Annotated in this window: 22 protein-coding genes; 12 read left to right on the top strand and 10 right to left on the bottom strand. The window is 62.9% G+C overall.

Features of this window, described 5'->3' with window-relative positions:
- The first annotated feature begins 180 nt into the window (after positions 1-180).
- Positions 181-1,089, top strand: a complete 909-nt coding sequence (locus WH367_RS12040; protein WP_339536264.1) for a LysR family transcriptional regulator — start codon at positions 181-183, stop codon at positions 1,087-1,089.
- Here the strand turns inward: WH367_RS12040 and WH367_RS12045 are convergent, their stop codons facing one another.
- Positions 1,090-1,908 carry a nucleotidyltransferase domain-containing protein gene (locus tag WH367_RS12045; protein WP_339536266.1) on the bottom strand — a complete coding sequence of 273 codons (819 nt, stop codon included), beginning with the start codon at positions 1,906-1,908 and terminating at the stop codon, positions 1,090-1,092.
- Between the two features lie 209 nt (positions 1,909-2,117).
- On the opposite strand from WH367_RS12045, the gene bfr reads away from it, so the two are divergent.
- A complete protein-coding gene (gene bfr / locus WH367_RS12050; RefSeq protein WP_027010910.1) occupies positions 2,118-2,582 on the top strand; it encodes a bacterioferritin in 465 nt (154 codons plus the stop codon).
- A 99-nt stretch (positions 2,583-2,681) separates the two neighbouring features.
- On the opposite strand, the gene WH367_RS12055 is transcribed toward bfr, so the two are convergent.
- Positions 2,682-3,359, bottom strand: coding sequence for a 7-cyano-7-deazaguanine/7-aminomethyl-7-deazaguanine transporter (locus WH367_RS12055; RefSeq protein ID WP_021026915.1), 678 nt, complete (start codon positions 3,357-3,359; stop codon positions 2,682-2,684).
- 267 nt (positions 3,360-3,626) lie between these two features.
- Between WH367_RS12055 and WH367_RS12060 the strand changes: the two genes are divergently transcribed.
- Positions 3,627-3,920, top strand: coding sequence for a hypothetical protein (locus WH367_RS12060; RefSeq protein WP_021026916.1), 294 nt, complete (start codon positions 3,627-3,629; stop codon positions 3,918-3,920).
- A gap of 117 nt (positions 3,921-4,037) precedes the next feature.
- On the opposite strand, the gene WH367_RS12065 is transcribed toward WH367_RS12060, so the two are convergent.
- The 6 genes from WH367_RS12065 to WH367_RS12090 form a co-directional block, all read right to left on the bottom strand.
- The gene (locus WH367_RS12065; RefSeq protein WP_339536268.1) at positions 4,038-4,487 is read right to left on the bottom strand and encodes a hypothetical protein; all 450 of its coding nucleotides are present in this window, start codon (positions 4,485-4,487) and stop codon (positions 4,038-4,040) included.
- A gap of 225 nt (positions 4,488-4,712) precedes the next feature.
- Positions 4,713-7,298 (bottom strand): bifunctional aconitate hydratase 2/2-methylisocitrate dehydratase, encoded by a 2,586-nt coding sequence (gene acnB / locus WH367_RS12070; protein ID WP_339521166.1) that lies wholly within the window; start codon positions 7,296-7,298, stop codon positions 4,713-4,715.
- Between the two features lie 70 nt (positions 7,299-7,368).
- Positions 7,369-7,974 carry a hypothetical protein gene (locus WH367_RS12075; protein ID WP_021026919.1) on the bottom strand — a complete coding sequence of 202 codons (606 nt, stop codon included), beginning with the start codon at positions 7,972-7,974 and terminating at the stop codon, positions 7,369-7,371.
- Positions 7,975-8,027: 53 nt separating this feature from the next.
- The gene (locus WH367_RS12080; RefSeq protein WP_339536270.1) at positions 8,028-9,014 is read right to left on the bottom strand and encodes an HpcH/HpaI aldolase/citrate lyase family protein; all 987 of its coding nucleotides are present in this window, start codon (positions 9,012-9,014) and stop codon (positions 8,028-8,030) included.
- 12 nt (positions 9,015-9,026) lie between these two features.
- Positions 9,027-9,815, bottom strand: coding sequence for a trans-aconitate 2-methyltransferase (tam, locus tag WH367_RS12085; RefSeq protein WP_339536272.1), 789 nt, complete (start codon positions 9,813-9,815; stop codon positions 9,027-9,029).
- A gap of 16 nt (positions 9,816-9,831) precedes the next feature.
- Positions 9,832-10,818, bottom strand: a complete 987-nt coding sequence (locus WH367_RS12090) for a malate dehydrogenase (RefSeq protein ID WP_021026922.1) — start codon at positions 10,816-10,818, stop codon at positions 9,832-9,834.
- A 277-nt stretch (positions 10,819-11,095) separates the two neighbouring features.
- Here WH367_RS12090 and WH367_RS12095 point away from each other — a divergent pair, with 277 nt between their 5' ends.
- The 8 genes from WH367_RS12095 to WH367_RS12130 all read left to right on the top strand — a co-directional run bounded on the left by WH367_RS12095 (position 11,096) and on the right by WH367_RS12130 (position 19,079).
- The gene (locus tag WH367_RS12095; protein WP_021026923.1) at positions 11,096-11,890 is read left to right on the top strand and encodes a GntR family transcriptional regulator; all 795 of its coding nucleotides are present in this window, start codon (positions 11,096-11,098) and stop codon (positions 11,888-11,890) included.
- Between the two features lie 135 nt (positions 11,891-12,025).
- Positions 12,026-12,460 (top strand): succinate dehydrogenase, cytochrome b556 subunit, encoded by a 435-nt coding sequence (sdhC, locus tag WH367_RS12100; protein WP_021026924.1) that lies wholly within the window; start codon positions 12,026-12,028, stop codon positions 12,458-12,460.
- A 43-nt stretch (positions 12,461-12,503) separates the two neighbouring features.
- Positions 12,504-12,869 carry a succinate dehydrogenase, hydrophobic membrane anchor protein gene (sdhD, locus tag WH367_RS12105; protein WP_021026925.1) on the top strand — a complete coding sequence of 122 codons (366 nt, stop codon included), beginning with the start codon at positions 12,504-12,506 and terminating at the stop codon, positions 12,867-12,869.
- Between the two features lie 22 nt (positions 12,870-12,891).
- Positions 12,892-14,697 carry a succinate dehydrogenase flavoprotein subunit gene (sdhA, locus tag WH367_RS12110; RefSeq protein WP_339536275.1) on the top strand — a complete coding sequence of 602 codons (1,806 nt, stop codon included), beginning with the start codon at positions 12,892-12,894 and terminating at the stop codon, positions 14,695-14,697.
- Between the two features lie 31 nt (positions 14,698-14,728).
- Entirely contained in the window at positions 14,729-15,433 is a 705-nt protein-coding gene (locus tag WH367_RS12115; RefSeq protein WP_021026927.1) for a succinate dehydrogenase iron-sulfur subunit, read from the top strand.
- Between the two features lie 15 nt (positions 15,434-15,448).
- A complete protein-coding gene (locus WH367_RS12120) occupies positions 15,449-15,742 on the top strand; it encodes an FAD assembly factor SdhE (RefSeq protein ID WP_021026928.1) in 294 nt (97 codons plus the stop codon).
- A 20-nt stretch (positions 15,743-15,762) separates the two neighbouring features.
- Entirely contained in the window at positions 15,763-17,073 is a 1,311-nt protein-coding gene (locus WH367_RS12125) for a citrate synthase (protein ID WP_021026929.1), read from the top strand.
- Positions 17,074-17,192: 119 nt separating this feature from the next.
- Positions 17,193-19,079, top strand: a complete 1,887-nt coding sequence (locus WH367_RS12130) for a phosphoethanolamine transferase (protein WP_339536277.1) — start codon at positions 17,193-17,195, stop codon at positions 19,077-19,079.
- Here WH367_RS12130 and WH367_RS12135 read toward each other — a convergent pair.
- Positions 19,076-20,269 (bottom strand): PA0069 family radical SAM protein, encoded by a 1,194-nt coding sequence (locus tag WH367_RS12135; RefSeq protein WP_445228110.1) that lies wholly within the window; start codon positions 20,267-20,269, stop codon positions 19,076-19,078. The two genes, WH367_RS12130 and WH367_RS12135, sit on opposite strands and share 4 nt — an antisense overlap.
- 275 nt (positions 20,270-20,544) lie before the next feature.
- On the opposite strand from WH367_RS12135, the gene rnk reads away from it, so the two are divergent.
- On the top strand, positions 20,545-20,958 hold the full coding sequence (gene rnk, locus WH367_RS12140; protein WP_339536279.1) for a nucleoside diphosphate kinase regulator: 414 nt from the start codon (positions 20,545-20,547) through the stop codon (positions 20,956-20,958).
- A 33-nt stretch (positions 20,959-20,991) separates the two neighbouring features.
- Here the strand turns inward: rnk and WH367_RS12145 are convergent, their stop codons facing one another.
- A complete protein-coding gene (locus WH367_RS12145) occupies positions 20,992-22,176 on the bottom strand; it encodes an acyltransferase family protein (RefSeq protein ID WP_339536281.1) in 1,185 nt (394 codons plus the stop codon).
- Between the last annotated feature and the right edge of the window lie 173 nt (positions 22,177-22,349).

Here is a 22,349-nt window from a genome sequence, read left to right on the forward strand (position 1 = left end):
GGCTGGCAGCGAGGTGCTCGGGGAGGGACTGCGCTGCCGGCCCGCGTGGTTAGGCCTGTTTTGTGCGTGGGTTCGCGCTCTGGTCGCGGGGTTTTGCGCCATTTCAGCAGCCAGCGCTATTCGCGTCAAATATTATTAAAATCTTTATCGATACGTATTAAATATAGATAGGAGTGCCCCATGGAGCTGCGGCTGCTGAACTACTTTGCAACGCTGGCCGAAGAGCTGCACTTCAGCCGGGCGGCCCAGCGCCTGTCCATCTCGCAGCCGCCGCTGTCGGTCGCCATCCGCCAGCTGGAAGAAGAAATTGGCGCCGCGCTGTTTGAGCGCAGCAGCAAGGGCGTGCGCCTGACCCCTGCCGGCGCCCACCTGCTGCCACGCGCGCGCCAGCTGCTGGCGCTGGCCGGGCAGGCGGTGCAGGAGACGCGGGATGTGGGCCAGGGCGTAAGTGGCCATCTGCGCCTGGGCTTTGTGGGCTCGGCGCTGTACCGGGGCGTGCCCCAGGCGCTGGCCCATTTTCAGAGCGCGCATCCGCAGGTGCGCATCGACATGCGCGAGCTCAACAGCGCCGAGCAACTGCTGGGCCTGCAGCAGGCCGAGCTGGACATGGGCCTGGTGCATTCAGTGATGCTGCCCGAAGGCCTGCGCAGCCAGCTGCTGATGCAAGAGCCCTTTGTGGCCTGCCTGCCGCGCCAGCATGCGTTGGCGGGCCATGCCGCGCTCGATCTGGCGCAGCTCAAGCATGAGCGCCTGGTGCTGTTCTCCAGCGCCGTCTCTCCGCTCTACCACCAGCGCATCTACCAGATGTGCATGGCCCATGGCTTTGCGCCCGAGGTGCGGCATGAGGTGCGGCACTGGTTGTCGGTGCTGTCGCTCGTGTCGCTGGGCCAGGGCTCGGCCATTGTGCCCGCCGCGCTGCAGCGCGTGGGCATGCCCGATGTGGTGTTCATCCCGCTCTTGGGCGAGCAGCCGCAGTCCGAGCTGCTGGCGGTCTGGCGCAGCCAGCCGGACAACCCCTTGGTGCACAAGCTGCTGCTGAGCCTGCAATCTGCCGTGCAGGCCGTGCAAGCCCCTGGCCCTAGCGCCTGATCAACCCGTGTGGCCGCTCAGCACGGTGCGCAGCAGCAAGTCATCGAGCGGCGCAAAGTCCACGCCCGGTGTCTGCGGCGCGGGGGCGGCCTCCAACTGCTCCAAGGTGGTCTCGATAAAGGCATTGAGCACCGGCATCGCAGCACCATGCTCGGACTCCTTGGCCGCGCGCTTGACCACCAGCAGCGCCGCAATCGCGTCAAGCACCGCCGGGTCGACGACGGTGCCATCAACCAGATCCTGAAAGCGCATCGGTGCCACGCCCCGGCCCTCCGCCACCCACAGGCAGGCCAGCAGCGGGCGCAGCACATAGAGGTATTTCTTGAGCCGCACCGTCTCGCCCTGCAGGTACTCGCGGTAGTTTTTGCGCGCCATGTGCAGGTAGTGGTAGTGCGTGCGCTCGGGCAGGTGCACGCGCTCGATGGCGGCGCGCATGTCGGCCACAAACAGCGGATCGGCCTGGTAGACCACGGGAGAATCAAACCATTCGATCAAGGTGGCATTGCCCTTTTTGAGCAGGCCCAGCGCCTTGCGCAGCTCCCAGCCGTTGACATCGAACACGTCAGAGATAGGCAGCTCGATCACATCGCGCTGCTCGCTCACGCTCAGGTACCAGGGCAGGCGCGGTGCATAGATGAAGCGCACATCGTAGTCACTGTCGGGCGATGCAAATCCCCAGCCCCGGCTGCCGGACTCGCAGGCAAACAGAATGCGCACCTGGTGCTCGATCTCGATCTGCGCCAACTTGGCCTCGATGTCGGCGCGCACTGCCGGGTCGATGGGGTGCACTTGCGCTTGCCAGGCTTCGGATGGGTTCATGCTCGCTCCCTTCAAAACCTCTGATCTTGCCAGAACTATCGCGGCCCATCCCCTGCCCGCCTCCGCGCTGGCGGCATAGGCAATGCGAATGCATCTGCTTACAGCCCGCATCCAGAGCGGTGCTACATGGGCATTTGGCTGCTTTCGCAACCAAGCGCACGCAGACACGCGATACTGCAGGCTTCGCAAACTCACCCGAGAACAAGAACATGCAAGGCCATCCCGACGTCGTCGACTACCTCAAGGACCTGCTGCGTGGCGAATTGGCCGCACGCGACCAGTACTTTGCCCACTCGCGCATTTACGAAGACCAGGGCTTTAGCAAGCTGTTCACCCGCCTGGACCATGAGATGCAGGAAGAGACCCAGCATGCCGACGCACTGCTGCGCCGCATCCTGATGCTGGGCGGCCGCCCCGACATGCGCCCCAAGGAATTCACGCCCGGCGCGACCGTGCCCGAGATGCTGCAAAAGGACCTGGACACCGAATACGAAGTGCGCGCCGGCCTGCGCCAGGGCATGGAACTGTGCGAGAAGCACAGCGACTATGTGAGCCGCGACATTCTGCTCGCCCAGTTGCGCGATACCGAAGAAGACCATGCCTACTGGCTGGAAAAGCAGCTCAGCCTGATCAACATGATGGGCCTGCCCAACTACTTGCAAAGCCAGACCTGAGCTACGCAAGCGCCCATGCAAAAGGCCGCCAGATTTGATTCTGGCGGCCTTTTGTTTGGTGAGCATCCCGTCAGGCCCTCGGCCCAACGGATCTGCCGGTCAGGGCGCAGCAGTCGCTGCCGCCGGCATGCGCATCGAGCGCACCAGCGCGGCCAGCACCACGCCATAGGCGGGCACAAACAGCAGCAGGCTCACAGCCAGCTTGATGACATAGTCCACCAGTGCAATCTCCACCCAGTTGGCGGCCATGAAGGGGTCGGCACTGCGCCAGAAGGCGATGGAGAAAAAAGCGGCGGTATCGAGCGCCTGGCCAAACACCGAGGCGGCAGCGGGCGCCATCCACCAGGCATGGCTCTTTTGGCGAATGCGGTCAAACACCTGGATGTCGAGCAGCTGGCCCAGCACATAGGCGGCAAAGCTGGCCAGCGCAATGCGGAAGACAAAACTGTTGAAGGTCTGCAGCGCCTCCCAGCCGTTGAAGCGCCCTTCATGGAAGATGACGCCAACGATATAGGACACCAGCAGCGCTGGCAGCATGGCCCGGGTGATGACGCGGCGCGCCTCGGCCTTGCCAATGAGACGCACGGTCAGATCGGTGGCCAGGAAGATAAAGGGAAAGCTGAAGGCCCCCCAGGTGCTGTGAAAACCCAACAGCGAGATGGGCAGCTGCACCAGGTAGTTGCTGGCAATGACGATGGCGATATGGAAGGCCACCAGCAAGGAGAGATAGAAGGGCACGCGCGAGACAGGGGTCTGCACGGCATGAGCGGAGTTCATGACATTCCTTTTTGGTCAATGGGGGCGAGGGAACCCATGGCTACGAAAAGTGGCCCAAGAACAATGCGGCGTTCCCAGGCACAAGGGGCCCGTATTGTATACGCGCTGCGCAAACCCGGGTGGCCGCTGGGCCCAAGGCCGGCCCACCCGCGTGGCCAGCGCGGGGCAGCCGATGCACACACCCAACGACTGCCGCAATAAAAAACTGTACAAATAAACAGTTAGCAGAGATACTAGACACTGTTTATTTAAACAGTCATCTAATCTATGGAAGTCTCTACCCCGATCGCCATCAGCCTGCAGGATTGCCACGGCATTGATCCCGCCCTCAAGCACCGCGCAGAAGCGCGCTTTGCCAGAGAGATCGGCAAGTTTTTCCCCGATGAACAAGACATGCTCGAAGCGCTGAGCGCCTTTACCGATGCCGCCGAAGGCGGTGAGATCTCCGCCCAGCAAGAGGTGCTGGCACGCGCCTGGCTCAAGGCTTTTGACAAGGCGCGGCAGGCGGGCTTTCAGGGGATTGGCGTGGAAGAGGCCTACTTCGACGTGCGCCTAGGCTAGGCGACACGCCCTGGCGGCCTGGGCAGCCTGGCTTCATAGGCTGCTCAAGGCTCCAGGTCAGTCAGTCCCACAAAGGCGGGCGTTTGGCGCTTGGGCGCCCTGCCCGCTGTGCGTTGATCAACGCGCGCAGCTCAGTGATTCGCGCCAGCTGGGCTCGCTCACCATGCGCTTTTGTGACTGCAAGGTGTCGCGGCAGAGGTTTTCCAGGGTGCCTCGGTTGCCCGGGTCATTCCAGTCCCAGGGGCTGGTGCCGGCAAAGGCCAGCGCCTGCTGCGCGCGCGGGCTTTGGCTGCGCACATCCTGCTCGATGCCCTGGTGCGCGGCCAGAAAATCGGCGCTGCTCTGGGCAATGTCTTCGGGCAGCAAGAAGCCCGCGCTTTCGCAGCGCTGCACCTGGTACCAGTTGTCCAGCGCATACATCACCGCGCCGTCGCAAGGCGTCGCCTGCGCAGTTGTCACCTCGGCAGAGGCTGCGCTGTCCGTGGCGCCACTCTGCACCTGCGCCAGGCTGGCACTGGTCATCACTCCAGGCACCAGCAGCGCCACCACATATTTCCACATCTTCATCGGACTCATTTCTCCAGTCGGGCAGTTCAAAACTTGGGCGCGCAAACCTGGCATGGCCAGGCGCGCGGGCGCACAGGCGCCAGCCTGCGGCCAGCGAACATTGTGCATACCTCCGTTTTTTCTGCACAGGGCAGCACGCATAACCTAGATACATGGCATAAAAAAACCCGCCGAAGCGGGTTGCAAGGGCAGAGGCTGCAAACCCCTGCACGCAGGCCAAAAGGCTTAGATCTTCTCGGCAACCTCGGCGTATTCCGAGATTTCGTTGAAGTTCATGTAGCGGTAGACGGAGGCCTTGTCGGCATCGATCACGCCCATTTCCTTGAGGTACTCTTCCTTGGTGGGCAGCTTGCCCAGGCGCGATGCAATCGCGGCCAGCTCGGCCGAGCCCAGGAACACATTGGTGTTCTTGCCCAGACGGTTGGGGAAGTTGCGGGTCGAGGTCGAGATGACCGTCGCGCCCTCGCGCACCTGGGCCTGGTTGCCCATGCACAGCGAGCAGCCGGGCATTTCGGTGCGGGCGCCGGCGGTACCAAAGGCGGCGTAATGGCCTTCCTTGATCAGCTCGCTCTGGTCCATCTTGGTGGGAGGTGCCACCCACAGTTTGACGGGGATGTCACGCTGGCCGCCCAGCAGCTTGGCTGCAGCGCGGAAGTGGCCGATGTTGGTCATGCACGAGCCGATGAAGGCTTCATCGATCTTGGTGCCGGCCACGTCGGACAGGAACTTGGCGTCGTCCGGGTCGTTGGGGCAGCAGACGATAGGCTCCTTGATGTCGGCCAGGTCGATCTCGATGATGTGCGCGTATTCGGCGTCCTTGTCGGCTTCGAGCAGATCGGGCTTGGCCAGCCAGGCTTCGACCTTCTCGATACGGCGCTGCAAGGTCTTGGCATCGGCATAACCGTCGGCGATCATGTTCTTCATCAGAACCACGTTCGAGGTCAGGTATTCCTTGATCGGCTCAGGGTTGAGCTTGATCGTGCAGCCAGCGGCAGAGCGCTCGGCGGACGCGTCGGACAGCTCGAACGCTTGCTCGACCTTCAGGTCTGGCAGGCCTTCGATCTCCAGGATGCGGCCGGAGAACTCGTTGATCTTGCCAGCCTTGGCGACGGTCAGCAGACCGGCCTTGATCGCGTACAGCGGAATCGCGTGCACCAGATCGCGCAGGGTCACGCCCGGCTGCATTTCGCCCTTGAAGCGCACCAGCACCGATTCAGGCATGTCCAGCGGCATCACGCCGGTGGCAGCACCGAAGGCCACCAGGCCCGAGCCTGCGGGGAAGGAAATGCCGATTGGGAAACGGGTGTGCGAGTCACCGCCGGTGCCCACGGTGTCAGGCAGCAGCAGGCGGTTGAGCCAGCTGTGGATCACGCCATCACCAGGACGCAGGGCCACGCCACCACGGTTGCTGATGAAGTTGGGCAGTTCGCGGTGGGTCTTGACGTCCACGGGCTTGGGGTAGGCGGCCGTGTGGCAGAAGGACTGCATCACCATGTCGGCGGAGAAGCCCAGGCAAGCGAGGTCCTTGAGCTCATCGCGGGTCATCGGGCCCGTGGTGTCTTGCGAGCCCACGGTGGTCATGCGCGGTTCGCAGTAGGTACCGGGGCGCACGCCCTGGCCTTCTGGCAGACCGACAGCGCGGCCAACCATCTTTTGCGCCAAGGTGAAGCCGGCCTTGGATTCGGCAGGCGCCTGGGGCAGACGGAACACGGTCGATGCGGGCAGACCCAGCGCTTCGCGGGCCTTGGCGGTCAGCGAGCGGCCAATGATCAGGTTGATACGGCCGCCGGCGCGCACTTCGTCAAACAGCACATCGCTCTTGAGCTGGAACTCGGCAACGGTCTCACCGTTCTTGAGGATCTTGCCGTCGTAGGGCAGCACGTCGATCACGTCGCCCATCTCCAGCTTGGAGACGTCCACTTCAATCGGCAGCGAGCCCGAGTCTTCCTGGGTGTTGAAGAAGATCGGAGCGATCTTGCCGCCCAAGGTCACACCACCAAAGCGCTTGTTGGGCACAAAGGGAATGTCCTGGCCGGTGGCCCAGACGATGGAGTTGGTTGCCGACTTGCGCGAAGAGCCGGTGCCGACCACGTCGCCGACGTAGGCCACCAGGTGGCCCTTTTTCTTCAGGTCGTCGATGAACTGCATCGGGCCGCGCTTGCCGTCTTCTTCAGGCTTGAAGGCCGCGTCAGGACGCGTGTTCTTCAGCATCGCGAGGTAGTGCAGAGGAATGTCGGGGCGGCTCCAGGCGTCTGGCGCGGGCGACAGGTCGTCGGTGTTGGTCTCGCCGGGCACCTTGAACACGGTGACGGTGATCTTCTTGTCGACTTCGGGGCGCGAGGTGAACCACTCGGCGTCGGCCCAGCTTTGCACCACTTCCTTGGCCTTGGCATTGCCGGCCTTGGCCTTGTCGGCGACGTCATTGAAGAAGTCGAACATCAACAGCGTCTTCTTGAGCGCATCGGCAGCCACGGCGGCCACGTCTGCGTCATCGAGCAGCTCAATGAGCGGATGAACGTTGTAACCACCTACCATGGTGCCCAGCAGCTCGGTGGCCTTGGCCTTGGAGATCAGCGCCACTTTCAGGTCGCCATGTGCCACGGCAGCCAGGAAGGAAGCCTTGACCTTGGCGGCATCGTCCACGCCTGGCGGCACGCGGTGGGTCAGCAGATCGAGCAGAAATGCTTCTTCACCGGCAGGCGGGTTCTTGATCAGCTCGATCAAGTCAGCGACCTGCTTGGCATCCAGCGGCAGTGGGGGGATGCCCAGAGCGGCACGCTCAGTCACATGGTCGCGGTAGGCTTTCAACATACGTTCTCCGGTTCTCTATTTCAATGGTGGGGCGCTCGCAAGGCGTCGGGCAGCCGCGCCGCTGTTCTTATCAGCGGCCGTTGCCTTCAAACAGTGCGGCAGGTGGGTTTTTCTTGATGGCCTCGGCAACCTGGTTTTGTTCAGGGCTCATGCATTCATCGGCCAGGCGCTGACCGAGCTTGCGGTTGATCAGCATCGACTTGTTGGCCACTTGCAGCCACATGGCGCCAGCATGCTGGTCTTCCAGGCGGATGGTGCCGGTGGAGGTGGCCACCGGGGCCATGTGGTACTTGAAGCCCTTGCCTTCAACGAAGAAGTAGCCGGGGTTGACCGAATCCTTGGCGATATTGATCGAGGCACCCAGCTCGCAGCTGATGCGGCCTTGGTAGACCTGCTCGGCAATCGCCAGCTCGGCGGGGGTCAGGGTCTGCTGGGCAGGAATGGACGCGGCCGCAGCGGCTGCGCCGGCACCAGCGGCAACCGCTGCGCCCTTCTTGGCGGTGGATGCACGCTTGGCAGGGGCCTTTTTGGCCGGTGCCTTCTTGGCGGCGGTGGTTTTGGCCGCTGCGGCCTTGGCAGCAGGCTTGGCCGCCGTCTTGTCTTGCGCCTGCACACTGCCCATGGCCAGAGTCAGCGCAGGAACCAAGACCAACAAAGAAATCACGCGATTTTTCATAACAACTCCCGCGATACAACGCAAGAAACAGGAAAAGGGCTGGACCCGGATGGTTACAGCCACTCCCGCACTGTACCCGGCAACGGACAACCCGTCTGCGCGGCACGCTCCAAAATTTGCCAAAAGTAACGATAACTTGCACGGTCATGCAAGACCCCGTCGACGCTGATCGGCGCCCATTGCGCGTCGGCCGCTGCCCGCACGATACGGGCCGCTTCATCGACCTGGCTCTGCGTGGGCGCGAAGGCCTGCAAGATGGGGCGGATCTGCGCGGGGTGGATGCTCCACATGCGGGTGTAGCCCAGCTCGCCATAGGCGCGGCGGGCTGCCTGCTCCATCGCATCGGGGTTCTTGAACTCGGTCACCACGCAGTGCGACGGCACTTTCCCGTAGGCGTGGCAGGCAGCGGCGATCTCCAGCTTGGCGCGCAGCACCAGCGGATGTGTGAACTGGCCTTGCACGCCCATGGCGCTGGAGGGGATCGCGCCCCCATGGGCAGAGACAAAATCCATCAGGCCAAAGCTGATGCTTTGCACGCGGGGGTGGGCGGCAATCTCGAAAGCGCGGTGCACAGCCTGGGGCGACTCGATCAGCGCATGCAGCGGCACCGGGGTGCTGGTGGCCGCCTGCAGCAAGCGGTCAACCTTATCGATGTCGTCGACCGACTCGACCTTGGGCACCATGATGTGGCAGAGCTGCTCGCCCGCCTCGCCAGCGATGGTGGCGATGTCTTCGGCCAGCGCGGCGTGGTCGGCCGCATGCACGCGGGCAGCGACCCGGGCGCCGGGCGCGGCGTTCTTGGCGAGCGAGGCGACCAGCTGGGCATGGACTTTTTCCTGGCCGACGGCCGCGCCGTCTTCACAGTCCAAGGTCACATCGAACACGCAGCGGCCAAACTCTTGCATCATCTGTGCCTGCAGGGCCAGGCTCTTGCGCATGCGCTCTTCCACGCCACTGTAGTGGTCGCAGACCGGCAGTGCCAGGGCCCCAGACTGGGCGCCCAGCAGTACCTGTGCGGGATGGATGGCGGAGACACTCATGGCTACTAATCGTCAGATGGGGCGCTTGGCCACCAAAAACAAGCGGGGGAAGGCCAGCAGGCGCCGGCCATCGCTGCGCAAGGCATAGGCGGCATCGATGCGGCGGGTGTACTCGGCCACAAAGCTGGTTTGCAGCTCGGCACGCAGAGGCTGGAGAAAGGGCCTGAGACCCGTGCCACGAACCCATTGGACAATCGCCTCCGCACTGTCCATTGGGTGCTGGTACGCCGTACGCCAGGCATCCACCTGCGCATCACGGGCCAACACATCGTAGTAATCATTCAAGGCCAGCAAATCCGTGCGCAAGGCATGCGGATCGCCGATTTCTGCAGCCCAGGGCTGCAGCGCTGCCACCTCGCGCATCAGGCGGTGGGTGGGCTCATCGCGGTTGTCCGGCATCTGCACGGCCAGTACACCACCGGGCGCCAACATGTCCATCAAGCGGGGCAGCAGTTGCACGTGGTCTGGCACCCATTGCAGGGCCGCATTGGCAAAAATCAGGTCGGGCAAACGCCCGTTGTGCAGTGGAGCCTGCCAGTGGGCGATGTCGCCCTGCTCAAAATGCACATGCGCAAGACGCTGGCGCGCAGCGGCCAGCATGTCTTGCGACTGGTCGATCCCCAGCACCCGTGCATGCACGAAGCGCTGGGCCAGCAGCTCGGTGGAATTGCCCGGCCCGCAACCCAGATCCACCACATAGGCGGTATCGCTGGGCAGGGCCACGCGCGCCAGCAGTTCGGCGGCCGGGCGCGTGCGCTCGTCCTCGAACCGGCTGTAGAGCTGGGCATTCCATGCAAGCATGCGGATCGGCCTTGGATTACAGCAGGTGCTTGACGCCGTCTTGCTCGCCTTGCAGCTCAGCCAGGGTCTTGTCGATGCATTCTTGCGAGAACGCGTCGATCTCCAGACCTTCGACGATCTTGTATTCGCCGTTTTCGGTGGTCACTGGGAAGCCGAAGATGATGCCCGCTGGGATGCCGTATTCGCCGTTCGAAGGCACGCCCATGGTCACCCATTCGCCAGCCGAGCCCAGGGCCCAGTCACGCATGTGGTCGATGGCGGCATTCGCTGCCGATGCAGCCGACGACAGGCCACGTGCAGCAATGATGGCGGCGCCACGCTTGCCCACGGTTGGCAGGAACACGTCCTTGTTCCAGGCCTGGTCGTTGATCGCGTCCTTGACCGACTTGCCGTCCACGGTGGCGAAGCGGTAGTCAGCGTACATCGTTGGCGAGTGGTTGCCCCAGACCGTCAGCTTGCGGATGTCGCCGACCTTGAAGCCAGCCTTGGCAGCCAGTTGCGAGGCAGCGCGGTTGTGGTCCAGACGCAGCATGGCGGTGAAGTTCTTCGCTGGCAGGTCGGGAGCCGACTTCATCGCGATGTAGGCATTGGTGTTGGCAGGGTTGCCGACCACCAGCACCTTGACGTTGCGCGAAGCGACAGCGTTCAGGGCCTTGCCTTGGGCGGTGAAGATCTGGGCATTGGCAGCCAGCAGGTCAGCACGCTCCATGCCTGGGCCGCGAGGACGGGCACCCACGAGCAGTGCGTAGTCGGTGTCCTTGAAGGCTTGCAGCGGGTCGCTGTGGGCTTCGATACCGGCCACCAGAGGGAAAGCGCAGTCTTCCAGCTCCATGATCACGCCCTTGAGCGCGTTCTGTGCCTTCTCGTCAGGAATTTCCAGCAGTTGCAGGATGACAGGCTGGTCCTTGCCCAGCATTTCGCCCGAAGCGATGCGGAACAACAGGGCATAACCGATTTGACCAGCGGCACCGGTAACGGCGACACGTACGGGCTTCTTGCTCATGGGAAAACTCCAGAAAATAGAAATGAGGTGTCCAAGCAGGCCAGCATCGGAGAGGGTGTCAAACGACTGGAATCAGCGATCGGGATTCCCCGATGGCAGGTCTGTAAACAGCGCATAAGTGTACTCTTGAACAGATCACTCAGTCAATTTGTCTTATGTCTTATATAAGATATGATTGACCCCTGATGCGCTATACAATGCGCGCTGTAAATTTGAACCGTTGGATGTCACATCCACTGTGACACCCGAGAGATTGAATCTCTCCCAAGACAAGCGCATGACATCTTCCACCCCCAATGCAAACGACACCGGAATCACGTCCGCTGGCGACAGCGTGGGTGGTGCGACCCCGGCATTCAGCCCCCTCTACCAACAAATCAAGGGCCTGATCCTGCAAAGCCTGGAGGCTGGCGCCTGGAAACCGGGCGAGATGATCCCCAGCGAGATGGAGCTGGCCGCCCGCTACCGCGTCAGCCAGGGCACCGTGCGCAAGGCCATCGACGAGCTGGCTGCCGACAACCTGCTGCTGCGCCGCCAGGGCAAGGGCACCTTTGTCGCCACCCATGCCGAGCGCAATGTGCAGTACCGCTTCTTGCGTCTCCTTCCGGACAGTGGCGACCTCAACGAAGAGGGTCCGGCGCAGCGCAACATCATCTCCTGCCGCAGCATCAAGGGCGCCAGCGAGATCTGCAAGCTGCTGCAGGTGCCCACGGGCGAGTCGCTGATCCATGTGCGCCGCGTGCTGGTGTTTGCCGGCATTCCCACGATTGTCGAAGACATCTGGCTGCCCAGCAGCAGCTTCAAGGGCCTGACGGCCGAGCAGATGCGCGACTACCCCGGCGCTACCTACGCAATGTTCGAGGTGGAGTACGGCGTGCGCATGGTGCGCGCCCAGGAAAAACTGCGCGCCGTGCTGCCCGATGCGGCACAGGCCCAATTGCTCGATATCGACGGCCAGACCCCCCTGCTGAGCGTCGAGCGCGTCGCTTACACCTATAACGATGTTCCCATGGAATTACGACGAGGTCTTTATCGGACGGACACCCACCATTACAGCAATACCCTGAGCTAATGCACCGGTCAAGTCTGAGTAGTCACCACGGGGTTAAAGAGAAACCCTTAGACCTGCGCGCTGCATTGCAATAAAATTTTGCAGGTTTGAGCCTAGCGATTACATAGCAGTTACATCCACGAAAGATTTCACACCATGACAGATACCACGAAGAAGCGGCCTGAGTTTCGCAATATCAACATGCTGACGGACCTGCCGGGCTACCGTTTCCCGGTGGCAGCCATCCTGTCGATCCTGCACCGCGCCAGCGGCCTGGTGATGTTCTTCCTGCTGCCCTTTGTGGTCTGGCTGCTCGACACCTCGATCTCCTCCGAATTCTCCTACGCCCGCTTCACGGCCGCCTTCAACACCGGCGCCGGCATCTTTGCGGGCTGGTTCATCAAGCTGGCCGTGCTGGCGCTCATCTGGGCCTACCTGCACCACTTCTGCGCCGGCCTGCGCCACATCTGGATGGATGTCTCGCACAAGTCGGTCAACAAGGAATTCGGCAAGAGCTCGGCCATCGTCTGCTTTGCCATCAGCCTGGCGCTGACCGCCATCCTGGGTGCCAAGCTGTTTGGCCTGTACTGATCGCCCGCGACTGCATTTACTGATAAATAAGAAAGGATTCCCCATGTCCGTCAATTACGGCTCCAAACGCGTCGTGACCGGTGCGCACTACGGTTTGCGCGACTGGCTGGCCCAGCGCATCACCGGCTTGCTGATGGCCTTGTTCACCGTGGCCCTGCTGGTCCAGGTGCTGATGATCAAGGGCCCTATCGGCTACGAACAGTGGGCAGGCATCTTCTCCCACCAGTGGATGAAGTTCATCACCGTGGGCACCCTGGTGGCGCTGGCCTACCACGCCTGGGTGGGCATGCGTGAAATCCTCATGGACTACGTCCAGCCCGTCGGCCTGCGCCTGGTGCTGCAGATTTTTGTGCTGGTCTGGCTGGTGGGCTGCCTCGGCTGGGGCCTGCAGGTTCTGTGGCGTCTGTGATACCCGCGATTGAAAGAGAACAATGAGCTATACAAAAGAGAACATCACCAAGCGCAAGTTTGATGTCGTCATCATCGGCGCAGGCGGCTCCGGTCTGCGCGCTGCGCTGGAACTGTCCAAGGCTGGCCTGTCCGTGGCTGCCTTGTCCAAGGTTTTCCCCACCCGCTCGCACACCGTGGCAGCGCAAGGTGGCGTGTCCGCCTCGCTGGGCAACATGTCTCCCGACAACTGGGAATGGCACTTCTACGACACCATCAAGGGCTCGGACTGGCTCGGTGACCAGGATGCGATCGAGTTCATGTGCCGTGAAGCACCCAAGGTGGTGTACGAGCTGGAACACTTCGGCATGCCTTTCGATCGCAACCCCGATGGCACGATCTACCAGCGCCCCTTCGGCGGCCACACCGCCAACCATGGCGAAAAGCCCGTGCAACGCGCTTGCGCAGCTGCTGACCGTACCGGCCACGCGATGCTGCACACGCTCTACCAGCAAAACGTCAAGTCCAAGACCAACTTCTTCGTCGAGTGGATGGCGCTGGACCTGATCCGCGACGAATCCGGTGACGTGATCGGCGTGACCGCGATCGAGCTGGAAACCGGCGACCTGTACGAGCTGCACGCCAAGGCGGTGCTGCTGGCCACCGGCGGCGCCGGCCGCATCTTTCAGGCATCGACCAATGCCTTCATCAACACCGGCGACGGTCTGGGCATGGCAGCGCGCGCTGGCATCCCGCTGCAGGACATGGAGTTCTGGCAGTTCCACCCCACCGGCGTGGCCGGCGCGGGCGTGCTGCTGACCGAAGGCTGCCGTGGTGAAGGCGCTATCTTGCGCAACAGCGATGGCGAGCGTTTCATGGAGCGCTATGCGCCGACCCTGAAGGATCTGGCACCACGCGACTTCGTCTCGCGCTCGATGGACCAGGAAATCAAGGAAGGCCGTGGCTGCGGTCCGAACAAGGACCACATCCTGCTGGACATGACCCACCTGGGTGCAGAAACCATTCGCAAGCGCCTGCCTTCGGTGGAAGAAATCGGCCACAACTTCGCCAACGTGGACATCACCAAGGAACCGATTCCTGTGGTACCCACCATCCACTACCAGATGGGCGGCATCCCCACCAACATCAACGGCCAGGTCGTTGTCTGGGATGGTGAAGAGAACAAGGTGGTCAACGGTCTCTACGCAGTGGGCGAATGCTCCTGCGTGTCGGTGCACGGCGCCAACCGCCTGGGCACGAACTCGCTGCTGGACCTGCTGGTCTTTGGCAAGTCGGCAGGCAAGCACATCGTCAACTACGTCAACGGTTACGGCGAATTCAAGCCCATGCCGGACAACGCCTCGGACTTCTCGCTGTCGCGCCTCAACAAGCTCGACGAGTCGACCAGCGGCGAGTACGCACAAGACGTGGCCAACGACATCCGTGCCTGCATGCAGCTGCACGCCGGTGTGTTCCGCACGCAAAAGAGCATGGACGAAGGCGTCCAGAAGATCGCCGACATCCGCGCGCGCGTCGGTGGCGTGACCCTGAAGGACAAGTCCAAGGTCTGGAACACCGCCCGCATGGAAGCGCTGGAAGTGGCCAACCTGATCGAAGTGGCACAGGCCACGATGGTCTCGGCCGCCGCCCGCAAGGAATGCCGTGGCGCCCACACCGTGGATGACTACGAGCACCCCGCTGACGATCCCAAGTACCCACTGGGCCGCAATGACATCGACTGGCTCAAGCACACCCTGTGGTACAGCGCTGCCAACAGCCTGGAGTACAAGCCAGTGCAACTCAAGCCGCTGACCGTGCCGTCGGTACCGCCCAAGGTCCGTACCTTCTAAATCCACGCAGCCCACGAAAGAACATCCCAAAATGAAGCGTACTTTCAAAATCTATCGCTACGATCCCGATAAAGATGCCAAGCCGTACATGCAAACCGTGGAGGTGGAGCTCGACGGTCATGAGCGCATGCTGCTGGACGCCCTGGTCAAGCTGAAGGAACTCGATCCATCGATCTCGTTCCGCCGCTCTTGCCGCGAAGGCGTGTGCGGCTCGGACGCGATGAACATCAACGGCAAGAACGGCCTGGCGTGCCTGACGAACATGAACACCCTCAAGGGTGACATCGTCTTGAAGCCCCTGCCCGGTCTGCCCGTGATCCGCGACCTGATCGTGGACATGACCCAGTTCTTCAAGCAGTACCACTCGATCAAGCCCTACCTGATGGCCGACAGCTTTGTCGCCAACGAGAAGGAGCGCCTGCAGTCGCCCGAAGAGCGCGAAGAGCTCAACGGCCTGTACGAATGCATTCTGTGCGCCAGCTGCTCGACCAGCTGCCCCTCTTTCTGGTGGAACCCCGACAAGTTTGTGGGCCCCGCCGGTTTGCTGCAGGCCTACCGCTTCATCGCCGACAGCCGCGATGACCACACCGGTGAGCGCCTGGATAACCTGGAAGACCCCTACCGTCTGTTCCGTTGCCACACCATCATGAACTGCGTGGACGTGTGCCCCAAGCACCTCAACCCCACGAAGGCGATTGGCAAGATCAAGGAACTGATGGTTCGCCGTGCGGTGTAAAAACCAGATTGAGCAATGATGGAAAACGAACTGCTGGATGAACGTGCGCGCGATCTGCTGCGCTGGCGTAGTCGCCGAGGCCTGGTGGAGAACGACATCTTCGTCGAGCAGTTCTTCCGCACATACGGAGCAAGCCTGAATGTCCGCCAGGCGCAAGGGCTGACCACTTTGATGAACCTGTCGGACAACGACCTGCTGGACTTGATGCTCAGGCGCAAGGAACCAACAGGCGACCTCGACACGCCAGATGTTCATGAAGTGCTGGAGATGCTGCGCAGCCGAAAACCACGTGCATCTCTTGCGGACTAACTCGAGAAGGAACCAGTTTTATGAAACTAGCAGACAACAAAGCCACGCTATCGTTTAGCAACGGCGCAGCAAGCGTAGACCTTCCGGTTTACCAGGGCTCGATCGGCCCGGATGTCATCGACATCCGCAAGCTGTACGCGCAGACCGGCATGTTCACGTACGACCCCGGTTTCCTCTCGACGGCTGCCTGCCAGTCGGCCATCACCTATATCGATGGTGACAAGGGCGAGCTGCTGTACCGCGGCTACCCGATCGAGCAGCTGGCCAAGAACTGCAACTACCTCGAAACCTGCTACCTGCTGCTGTACGGCGAGCTGCCCAATGCAACGCAGAAGGCCGAGTTCGAAGACACGGTGACCAAGCACACCATGGTCAACGAGCAGATGCAGTTCTTCCTGCGTGGTTTCCGCCGCGATGCGCACCCCATGGCCGTTCTGACGGGCCTGGTGGGCGGCATGTCGGCCTTCTACCACGACAGCACCGACATCACCAACCCCGAGCACCGCAACATTGCGGCGATCCGCTTGATCGCCAAGCTGCCGACCCTGGTGGCCATGGCCTACAAGTACGGCACGGGCCAGCCTTACATGTACCCGAAGAATGACCTGTCCTACGCAGGCAACTTCCTGCGCATGATGTTCGGCAACCCTTGCGAAGAGTATGTGGTGAACCCGGTGGTGGAGCGCGCGCTCGACCGCATCTTCATCCTGCACGCAGACCACGAGCAAAACGCGTCCACCTCGACCGTGCGCCTGTGCGGCTCCTCGGGCACGAACCCGTTTGCAGCGATCTCCGCTGGTGTGGCATGCCTCTGGGGCCCTGCCCACGGCGGCGCCAACGAAGCCTGTCTGAACATGCTGGAAAACATCCAGGCCAACGGCGGCATCGCCAAGGTCGGTGAGTTCATGGAGCAGGTCAAGGACAAGTCCAGCGGCGTCAAGCTGATGGGCTTTGGCCACCGCGTCTACAAGAACTACGACCCACGCGCCAAGCTGATGCAGGAAACCTGCAACGAGATCCTGGCCGAACTGGGCCTGGAAAACGATCCGCTGTTCGCACTGGCCAAGCAAGTCGAAAAGATTGCTCTGGAAGACGACTACTTCGTGTCGCGCAAGCTGTACCCGAACGTGGACTTCTACTCGGGCATCGTGCAACGCGCCATCGGCATTCCTGTGAAGCTGTTCACCGGCATCTTCGCACTGGCCCGCACCGTCGGCTGGATCGCCCAGCTCAACGAGCAAATGGCTGATCCTGAGTACAAGATTGGCCGTCCACGCCAGCTGTACACCGGCTCGGTGGCCCGCGACGTGCAGCCTATCGGCAAGCGCTGATCGCAGCGGCCAGGCACTGCCTGCGCCAGCACTGCTCCCCAAAAACCCGCTTCGGCGGGTTTTTTTATGGTGTTTGTCATATTAATCACTTGTTAAGCTAGCCTGCCGACCATGGCGGGATGAATTTCTTTGCCCGGTTTATCACCCCCACAGGCAAGGCCGTCACGCGCCGGGGCGCTGCCGCCCAGCCTGCAGCCACCGCACCCTCCCCATCCGACGGCCATCTGCCCTTCAGCGCCGATCTGGCCACCAGCACCTCGCACCCGCCCGCTCGGCCCCTGTGGCTGTGGAGCCTGGTTGTCAGCCTCTGGCTGGCCAGTGTGGGCAATCTGGCCTTGTGGAAGGCGATCTCGCAGGCAGACGGCCTGAGCAGCACGCAGCAGTGGGTCCTGGGGCTGAGCCTGGGTCTGGCCATTGCCTGCGCCTGCTGGGCGCTGTTGAACCTGATCAGCTGGGGCCGGGCCGCCAAGCCGGTGATGATCGCGCTGTGCTGGGTCGCCGCCTTTGCCGCCTGCTTCATGCTGAACTACGGCATCGCCATTGATGCCTCGATGCTCACCAATGTGCTGCAGACCGATGTGAAGGAAGCGGCCGACCTGCTGCACTGGAGTCTGGTGGTCACCGTGGGGGCCATTGCGATTCCGCCCACCTGGTGGATCTGGCGCCAGACCCTGGCACGGCGCCCAGGCTGGCGCCCGGTGCTTAAGCAGCTGGGCATGGTGCTGCTGGCTGTGCTGGCCATGGTGGTCGTCGTGATGGCGGGCTTTCGCCCCATCTCGTCGGCCATGCGCAACCACACCAGCCTGCGCTACATGATGAACCCGCTGTCCACCGTCTATGCCGCTGGCAACCTGGTGGCCCAGCAAATCCAGCACCGCGACACCACGCTCTACCCGATTGGCGAAGATGCCAAGCTGGGGGCCAGCTATGCCGGCCAGACCAGCTTCCCGATCTATGCGCTGGTCGTCGGCGAGACCGGCCGCGCCGGCAATTTTGCGACCAATGGCTATGAGCGCCCCACGACGCCTTTGCTGTCTGCCCGCCAGGACCTGGCCGTCGCCACCAACGCCTGGTCCTGCGGCACCAGCACCGCCGTGTCGGTGCCCTGCATGTTCTCCCATCTGGGGCGCAGCAGCCAGAACAGCGACAAGTCCTATGAAAACCTGCTCGATGTGCTGCAGCGCGCCGGCCTGGCCGTCCTCTGGGTCGAGAACCAATCGGGCTGCAAGGGCGTTTGCGCCCGCGTGCACAACGCCAACACCGAGACCGACCTGCCCGCTGCGGCCCGCAAGGCGCTGTGCCAGGACGGCGAATGCGTGGACATGGCCTTGCTCGAAGGCCTCGATGAGCGCATCAATGCGCTGCCCGCCGAGCAGCGCGCCAAAGGCGTGGTCGTCGTGCTGCACCAGATGGGCAGCCATGGCCCGGCCTATTTCAAGCGCTCGCTGGGCCAGGACAAGCGCTTCAGCCCCGAGTGCAACAACGTCAATCTGCAGGCCTGCGACCGCGCCTCGCTGATCAACGCCTATGACAACAGCGTCGTCGCCACCGACCGCATGCTCGGCGGCCTGATCGACTGGCTCGCCAGCAAGGGCCAACGCCAGCCCACGGCGATGATGTATGTGGCCGACCATGGCGAGTCGCTGGGCGAGAACAATATCTACCTGCACGGCCTGCCCTATTCCGTCGCACCCGATGTGCAAAAGCATGTGCCCTGGATCACCTGGCTCTCGCCCGCCATGCAGCAACGCATGGGCATGAGCACCAGCTGCCTGCAGCAGGCCGTGGCCACCGCCCGCATCAGCCATGACAACCTGTTCCACTCGATGCTGGGCCTGACCGATGTGCAGACCGCACTGCACCAGGCCGATCTGGATATTTTTGCCAGCTGCAAGGGCCGCTCTGCGCCACCTGCCACTTTGGCGCAGCTGGCGTCTGCCTCTGTGCCTGCAAGCGTTGCAGCGCAGCCGCCGACCACGGTCGCCGCTGCTCGCAAGCGCGGCTAAAACAGGTTTCCCTGCCCAGGGTGCGGCGCCTGCGCGGCGCCTCCCTGGCGCACGGCCTGCTGCACCTGTTGCGCGCGCCAGGCCTCAAAACCGCGCCAATCCATCTCCAGCCGCTCGCGCCCATAGCCCAGCTGCGCGCAGGCGCGCACAAAGCGCTGGCGCACCAGATCGGCCCACAGGCCCTGGCCCTTCATGCGGCTGAAGGACTGGCTGTCATAGCTCTTGCCGCGCAGCCGGTCGGCCTCGCTGATCTGGTGCAGGTCGCGCACCCGCTGCATCACCCGGGCGGCGCGCTGTGGGTAATGGGCCTGCAGCCACTGCTGGAACACGACATTGAGTTCCCAGGGCAGGCGCAGCACGGTGTAGAAGGCGGTGGTGGCGCCGGCCTCGCGCGCGGCTGCAAGCACCTCTTCCATGTCTTCGGTCAAAAACGGAATATGCGGCGCCACGCTCACCCCGACCGGAATGCCGGCCTCCGTCAGCCGGCGTATCGTGCGCAGCCGCCGGTGCGGCGCCGCAGCCCGGGGCTCGAGCAGGCGGGTCAGCTGTGGGTCCAGACTGGTGATCGTGATGTAGACGGCCGCGGCGTTCTTGCGCGCCGCAGCGGCAATCAGGTCGGTATCGCGCTCCACCGCGCTGCTCTTGGTGATCAGCGAGAACGGGTGCTCGGCCTCGCTGAGCACCTGGATCAACTGCCGCGTCAGGCCCAGCTCGCGCTCGATCGGCTGGTAGCAATCGGTGGCCGAGCCGATATTGAGCGAGGCCGGCTGGTAGCGCGGGCGGCTGATCTCGGCCTTGAGCACCTGGGCAATATTGGTCTTGGCAAACAACTGGGTTTCAAAATCCAGCCCCGGCGAGAGGTTCAGGTAGCTGTGGTAGGGCCGGGCATAGCAGTAGATGCAGCCATGCTCGCAGCCCCGGTAGGGGTTGACCGAGTGATCAAAGAAGATATCGGGTGAGTCGTTTTTCTGGATCGCGCTGCGTGCCCGCTCCTCGTGCACCTGGGTCGGCAGGCTCTCGGCGTCCTGCTGCCACCAGGCGCCTTCTTCCAGGTTCAGATCTGCATCCCCTGCTACAGGCGCCTCAGCGGCTGCAGGGGTCCAGCCATCGTCAGCCCATTCCCGCACATCGCTGGCAAAACGGTGGCGGGGTGCACCGACCGCACCGCGCCCCTTACGGGCCACTGGCAGGGGCACACGCACCGGCACAGGCCCATCCAGGTCGTCCGCGCAGCGCTGCAGGACCTGCGGGTCGTCTAGCGGGGCAGTGTCAACGGTGTGGATGGAGGGATGGCGGGCAGGCATACTAACGGATGATGACTGTTTTTATATACAGTATTTCGTGCATTGTCCGCCATCCCGGCAGCCTCTGCAAGCGCCGCGCACACCAAGGCTATTCGCACCGTTTTGGTGCGAAATGAGCCATGGCCTACATTCGGGGATTACATACTCCGGAGGAAGTTTTCATGTCTCGCAAACCCCAACTCATCCTGTCATCCCTGGATGTGGACCGCCTGGAAGCGCTGCTGGAGGCCATGCCGGCCAGTGCCTTCCCCGGCAAGGCGGATCTGGAGGCCGAGATTGCCCGCGCCGATATCGTGGAGCCCAGCGATATTCCGCCGGATGTGGTGACGATGAACTCCACCGTGAACTTTGACATTGCCGAATCGGGCAAGCAGTTCCAGCTGACCCTGGTCTACCCCAAAGACCTGGACGACACCAGCAGCAAGATTTCGGTATTTGCACCGGTGGGCAGTGCGCTGCTGGGCCTGTCGATTGGCGATGAACTGGCCTGGCCGTCCGTGGGCGGAAAGACCATGACCGTGCGTGTGACCGGCATCAGCTACCAGCCCGAGCGCGCAGGCGATCTGCACCGCTGAGCGGCCAACCGACAAGCGCCGGCAAGGGCCTGCCTACATCGACAAGCGCGCCCCCACCAGGGTCACCAGCAGGCCGCCCCCGACCAGGCCCAGCTCCCAGCGGGCAACAGAGCGCAAGCTGGGCGTACGCGCCTCCACCCCCAGGTAGAGCGCGCGCCCGGCCAGCAGCGACAGCGCAAAGGCCAGACCCATGCCCAGCCAGTTCAGCCAGGGCTGGCTCGGCCAGACATGCGAGACCACCGCGTTGCACAGCACCACGATGGAAAAGTGCACCAGAAACACCGAGTAGCCCATTTGGCCCAGCGACTGCAGCCAGCGCACGGGCGCCTGGCGGCCCAGCCAGTCGACCAGGCGGCTGTCTGCCGGCAGGCGCATCAGCCACAGCAGCGCGACGGCGCCGCACAGCGCCACCGCAATGCGCAGGCGGAAATCCACTTCCAGTGACACGAGGCCAAAAGCGAGCAGGCAGGCCGTCCAGGACCAGGGCTTGGCGCTTTGGCTGCCCCAGAAGGCCAGCATGCCCATGCCATAGGCACCGATAAAGTAGACAAACCACATGTCCAGCTCGCTGTGGCGGTTGAACACCAGGAGCGACAAGGCTGTGAGCGCCAGCACGACCCACTGGCCCAGTTGCAGGCCCAGCCACTGGCGGGCCCAGCGGCGGCTCCAGGCAAACAGCAAGGTGACGGCGGCAAACAGCTGAAAATCGATCGCCACATACCAGACACCGGCCGACAGCGCATCTTCGCCACTGATGTCCTGCAGCATCAACGCATTGGCGATCAGCTGCTGCCAGGTGGGCTCGGCGGGGACGGATTCGTGGGCAAACCAGGGCCGCACCAGCGCTGCGATGAGCACAGCCAGCAGCAGCGCGACGGAATAAGGCGCGAGCAGGCGCAGCGCGCGCTGGCCGATCTTGGCCAGCGGGCTGCCAAAGCGGGCCACACCTTGCGGGGCCAGGCTGGCCGCCGACAGAAAGCCGCCCATGACCAGGAAAATCTGCACGGCAATGCGCGCATATTCCGCCAGCCAGTCAATGATGCCGGGGGTGAATTGCGCTGCGACATCCGACATCGGGCCGTAGAAAGCCAGGTGGTGCCAGACGATGGCAGCACAGCAAGCCCCTTTGGTCATGTCCAGCCACAGATTTCGTTTGTTATGGGTTGTTGTGGTAGGCAAGATAGTCTCTGGCCAGCTACTCCACAATGGGCAAGCCATTGCAACGCAGGCTGGCAATGTTCTGACAAGGGTGTGGCACCGCGCGCGCAGTGCCACTCCATATGTAACGCCGTTGTTTCTGCCTGCGTTGACGGGGCTGCCCCGGGGACCGAGCGAAATATGCCGTCTTTACAAAGCGCGGGGGGCTGCGCTCCAGGCCATCGCAGCCTGGC

This window comes from Comamonas sp. MYb21, assembly GCF_037479395.1.
Taxonomy (GTDB): domain Bacteria; phylum Pseudomonadota; class Gammaproteobacteria; order Burkholderiales; family Burkholderiaceae_C; genus Comamonas.

Excerpts from the sequence above, each read along its gene's own strand:
- bfr (WP_027010910.1), top strand. The coding sequence starts at position 2,118 with ATGCAAGGCCATCCCGACGTCGTCGACTACCTCAAGGACCTGCTGCGT.
- WH367_RS12090 (WP_021026922.1), bottom strand. The coding sequence starts at position 10,818 with ATGAGCAAGAAGCCCGTACGTGTCGCCGTTACCGGTGCCGCTGGTCAA.
- WH367_RS12080 (WP_339536270.1), bottom strand. The coding sequence starts at position 9,014 with ATGAGTGTCTCCGCCATCCATCCCGCACAGGTACTGCTGGGCGCCCAG.
- WH367_RS12060 (WP_021026916.1), top strand. The coding sequence starts at position 3,627 with ATGGAAGTCTCTACCCCGATCGCCATCAGCCTGCAGGATTGCCACGGC.
- acnB (WP_339521166.1), bottom strand. The coding sequence starts at position 7,298 with ATGTTGAAAGCCTACCGCGACCATGTGACTGAGCGTGCCGCTCTGGGC.
- WH367_RS12130 (WP_339536277.1), top strand. The coding sequence starts at position 17,193 with ATGAATTTCTTTGCCCGGTTTATCACCCCCACAGGCAAGGCCGTCACG.
- WH367_RS12120 (WP_021026928.1), top strand. The coding sequence starts at position 15,449 with ATGATGGAAAACGAACTGCTGGATGAACGTGCGCGCGATCTGCTGCGC.
- WH367_RS12045 (WP_339536266.1), bottom strand. The coding sequence starts at position 1,908 with ATGAACCCATCCGAAGCCTGGCAAGCGCAAGTGCACCCCATCGACCCG.
- WH367_RS12065 (WP_339536268.1), bottom strand. The coding sequence starts at position 4,487 with ATGAAGATGTGGAAATATGTGGTGGCGCTGCTGGTGCCTGGAGTGATG.
- WH367_RS12095 (WP_021026923.1), top strand. The coding sequence starts at position 11,096 with ATGACATCTTCCACCCCCAATGCAAACGACACCGGAATCACGTCCGCT.
- WH367_RS12115 (WP_021026927.1), top strand. The coding sequence starts at position 14,729 with ATGAAGCGTACTTTCAAAATCTATCGCTACGATCCCGATAAAGATGCC.
- WH367_RS12075 (WP_021026919.1), bottom strand. The coding sequence starts at position 7,974 with ATGAAAAATCGCGTGATTTCTTTGTTGGTCTTGGTTCCTGCGCTGACT.
- sdhD (WP_021026925.1), top strand. The coding sequence starts at position 12,504 with ATGTCCGTCAATTACGGCTCCAAACGCGTCGTGACCGGTGCGCACTAC.
- WH367_RS12125 (WP_021026929.1), top strand. The coding sequence starts at position 15,763 with ATGAAACTAGCAGACAACAAAGCCACGCTATCGTTTAGCAACGGCGCA.
- rnk (WP_339536279.1), top strand. The coding sequence starts at position 20,545 with ATGTCTCGCAAACCCCAACTCATCCTGTCATCCCTGGATGTGGACCGC.
- sdhC (WP_021026924.1), top strand. The coding sequence starts at position 12,026 with ATGACAGATACCACGAAGAAGCGGCCTGAGTTTCGCAATATCAACATG.
- WH367_RS12040 (WP_339536264.1), top strand. The coding sequence starts at position 181 with ATGGAGCTGCGGCTGCTGAACTACTTTGCAACGCTGGCCGAAGAGCTG.
- tam (WP_339536272.1), bottom strand. The coding sequence starts at position 9,815 with ATGCTTGCATGGAATGCCCAGCTCTACAGCCGGTTCGAGGACGAGCGC.
- WH367_RS12055 (WP_021026915.1), bottom strand. The coding sequence starts at position 3,359 with ATGAACTCCGCTCATGCCGTGCAGACCCCTGTCTCGCGCGTGCCCTTC.
- sdhA (WP_339536275.1), top strand. The coding sequence starts at position 12,892 with ATGAGCTATACAAAAGAGAACATCACCAAGCGCAAGTTTGATGTCGTC.
- WH367_RS12145 (WP_339536281.1), bottom strand. The coding sequence starts at position 22,176 with ATGGCTTGCCCATTGTGGAGTAGCTGGCCAGAGACTATCTTGCCTACC.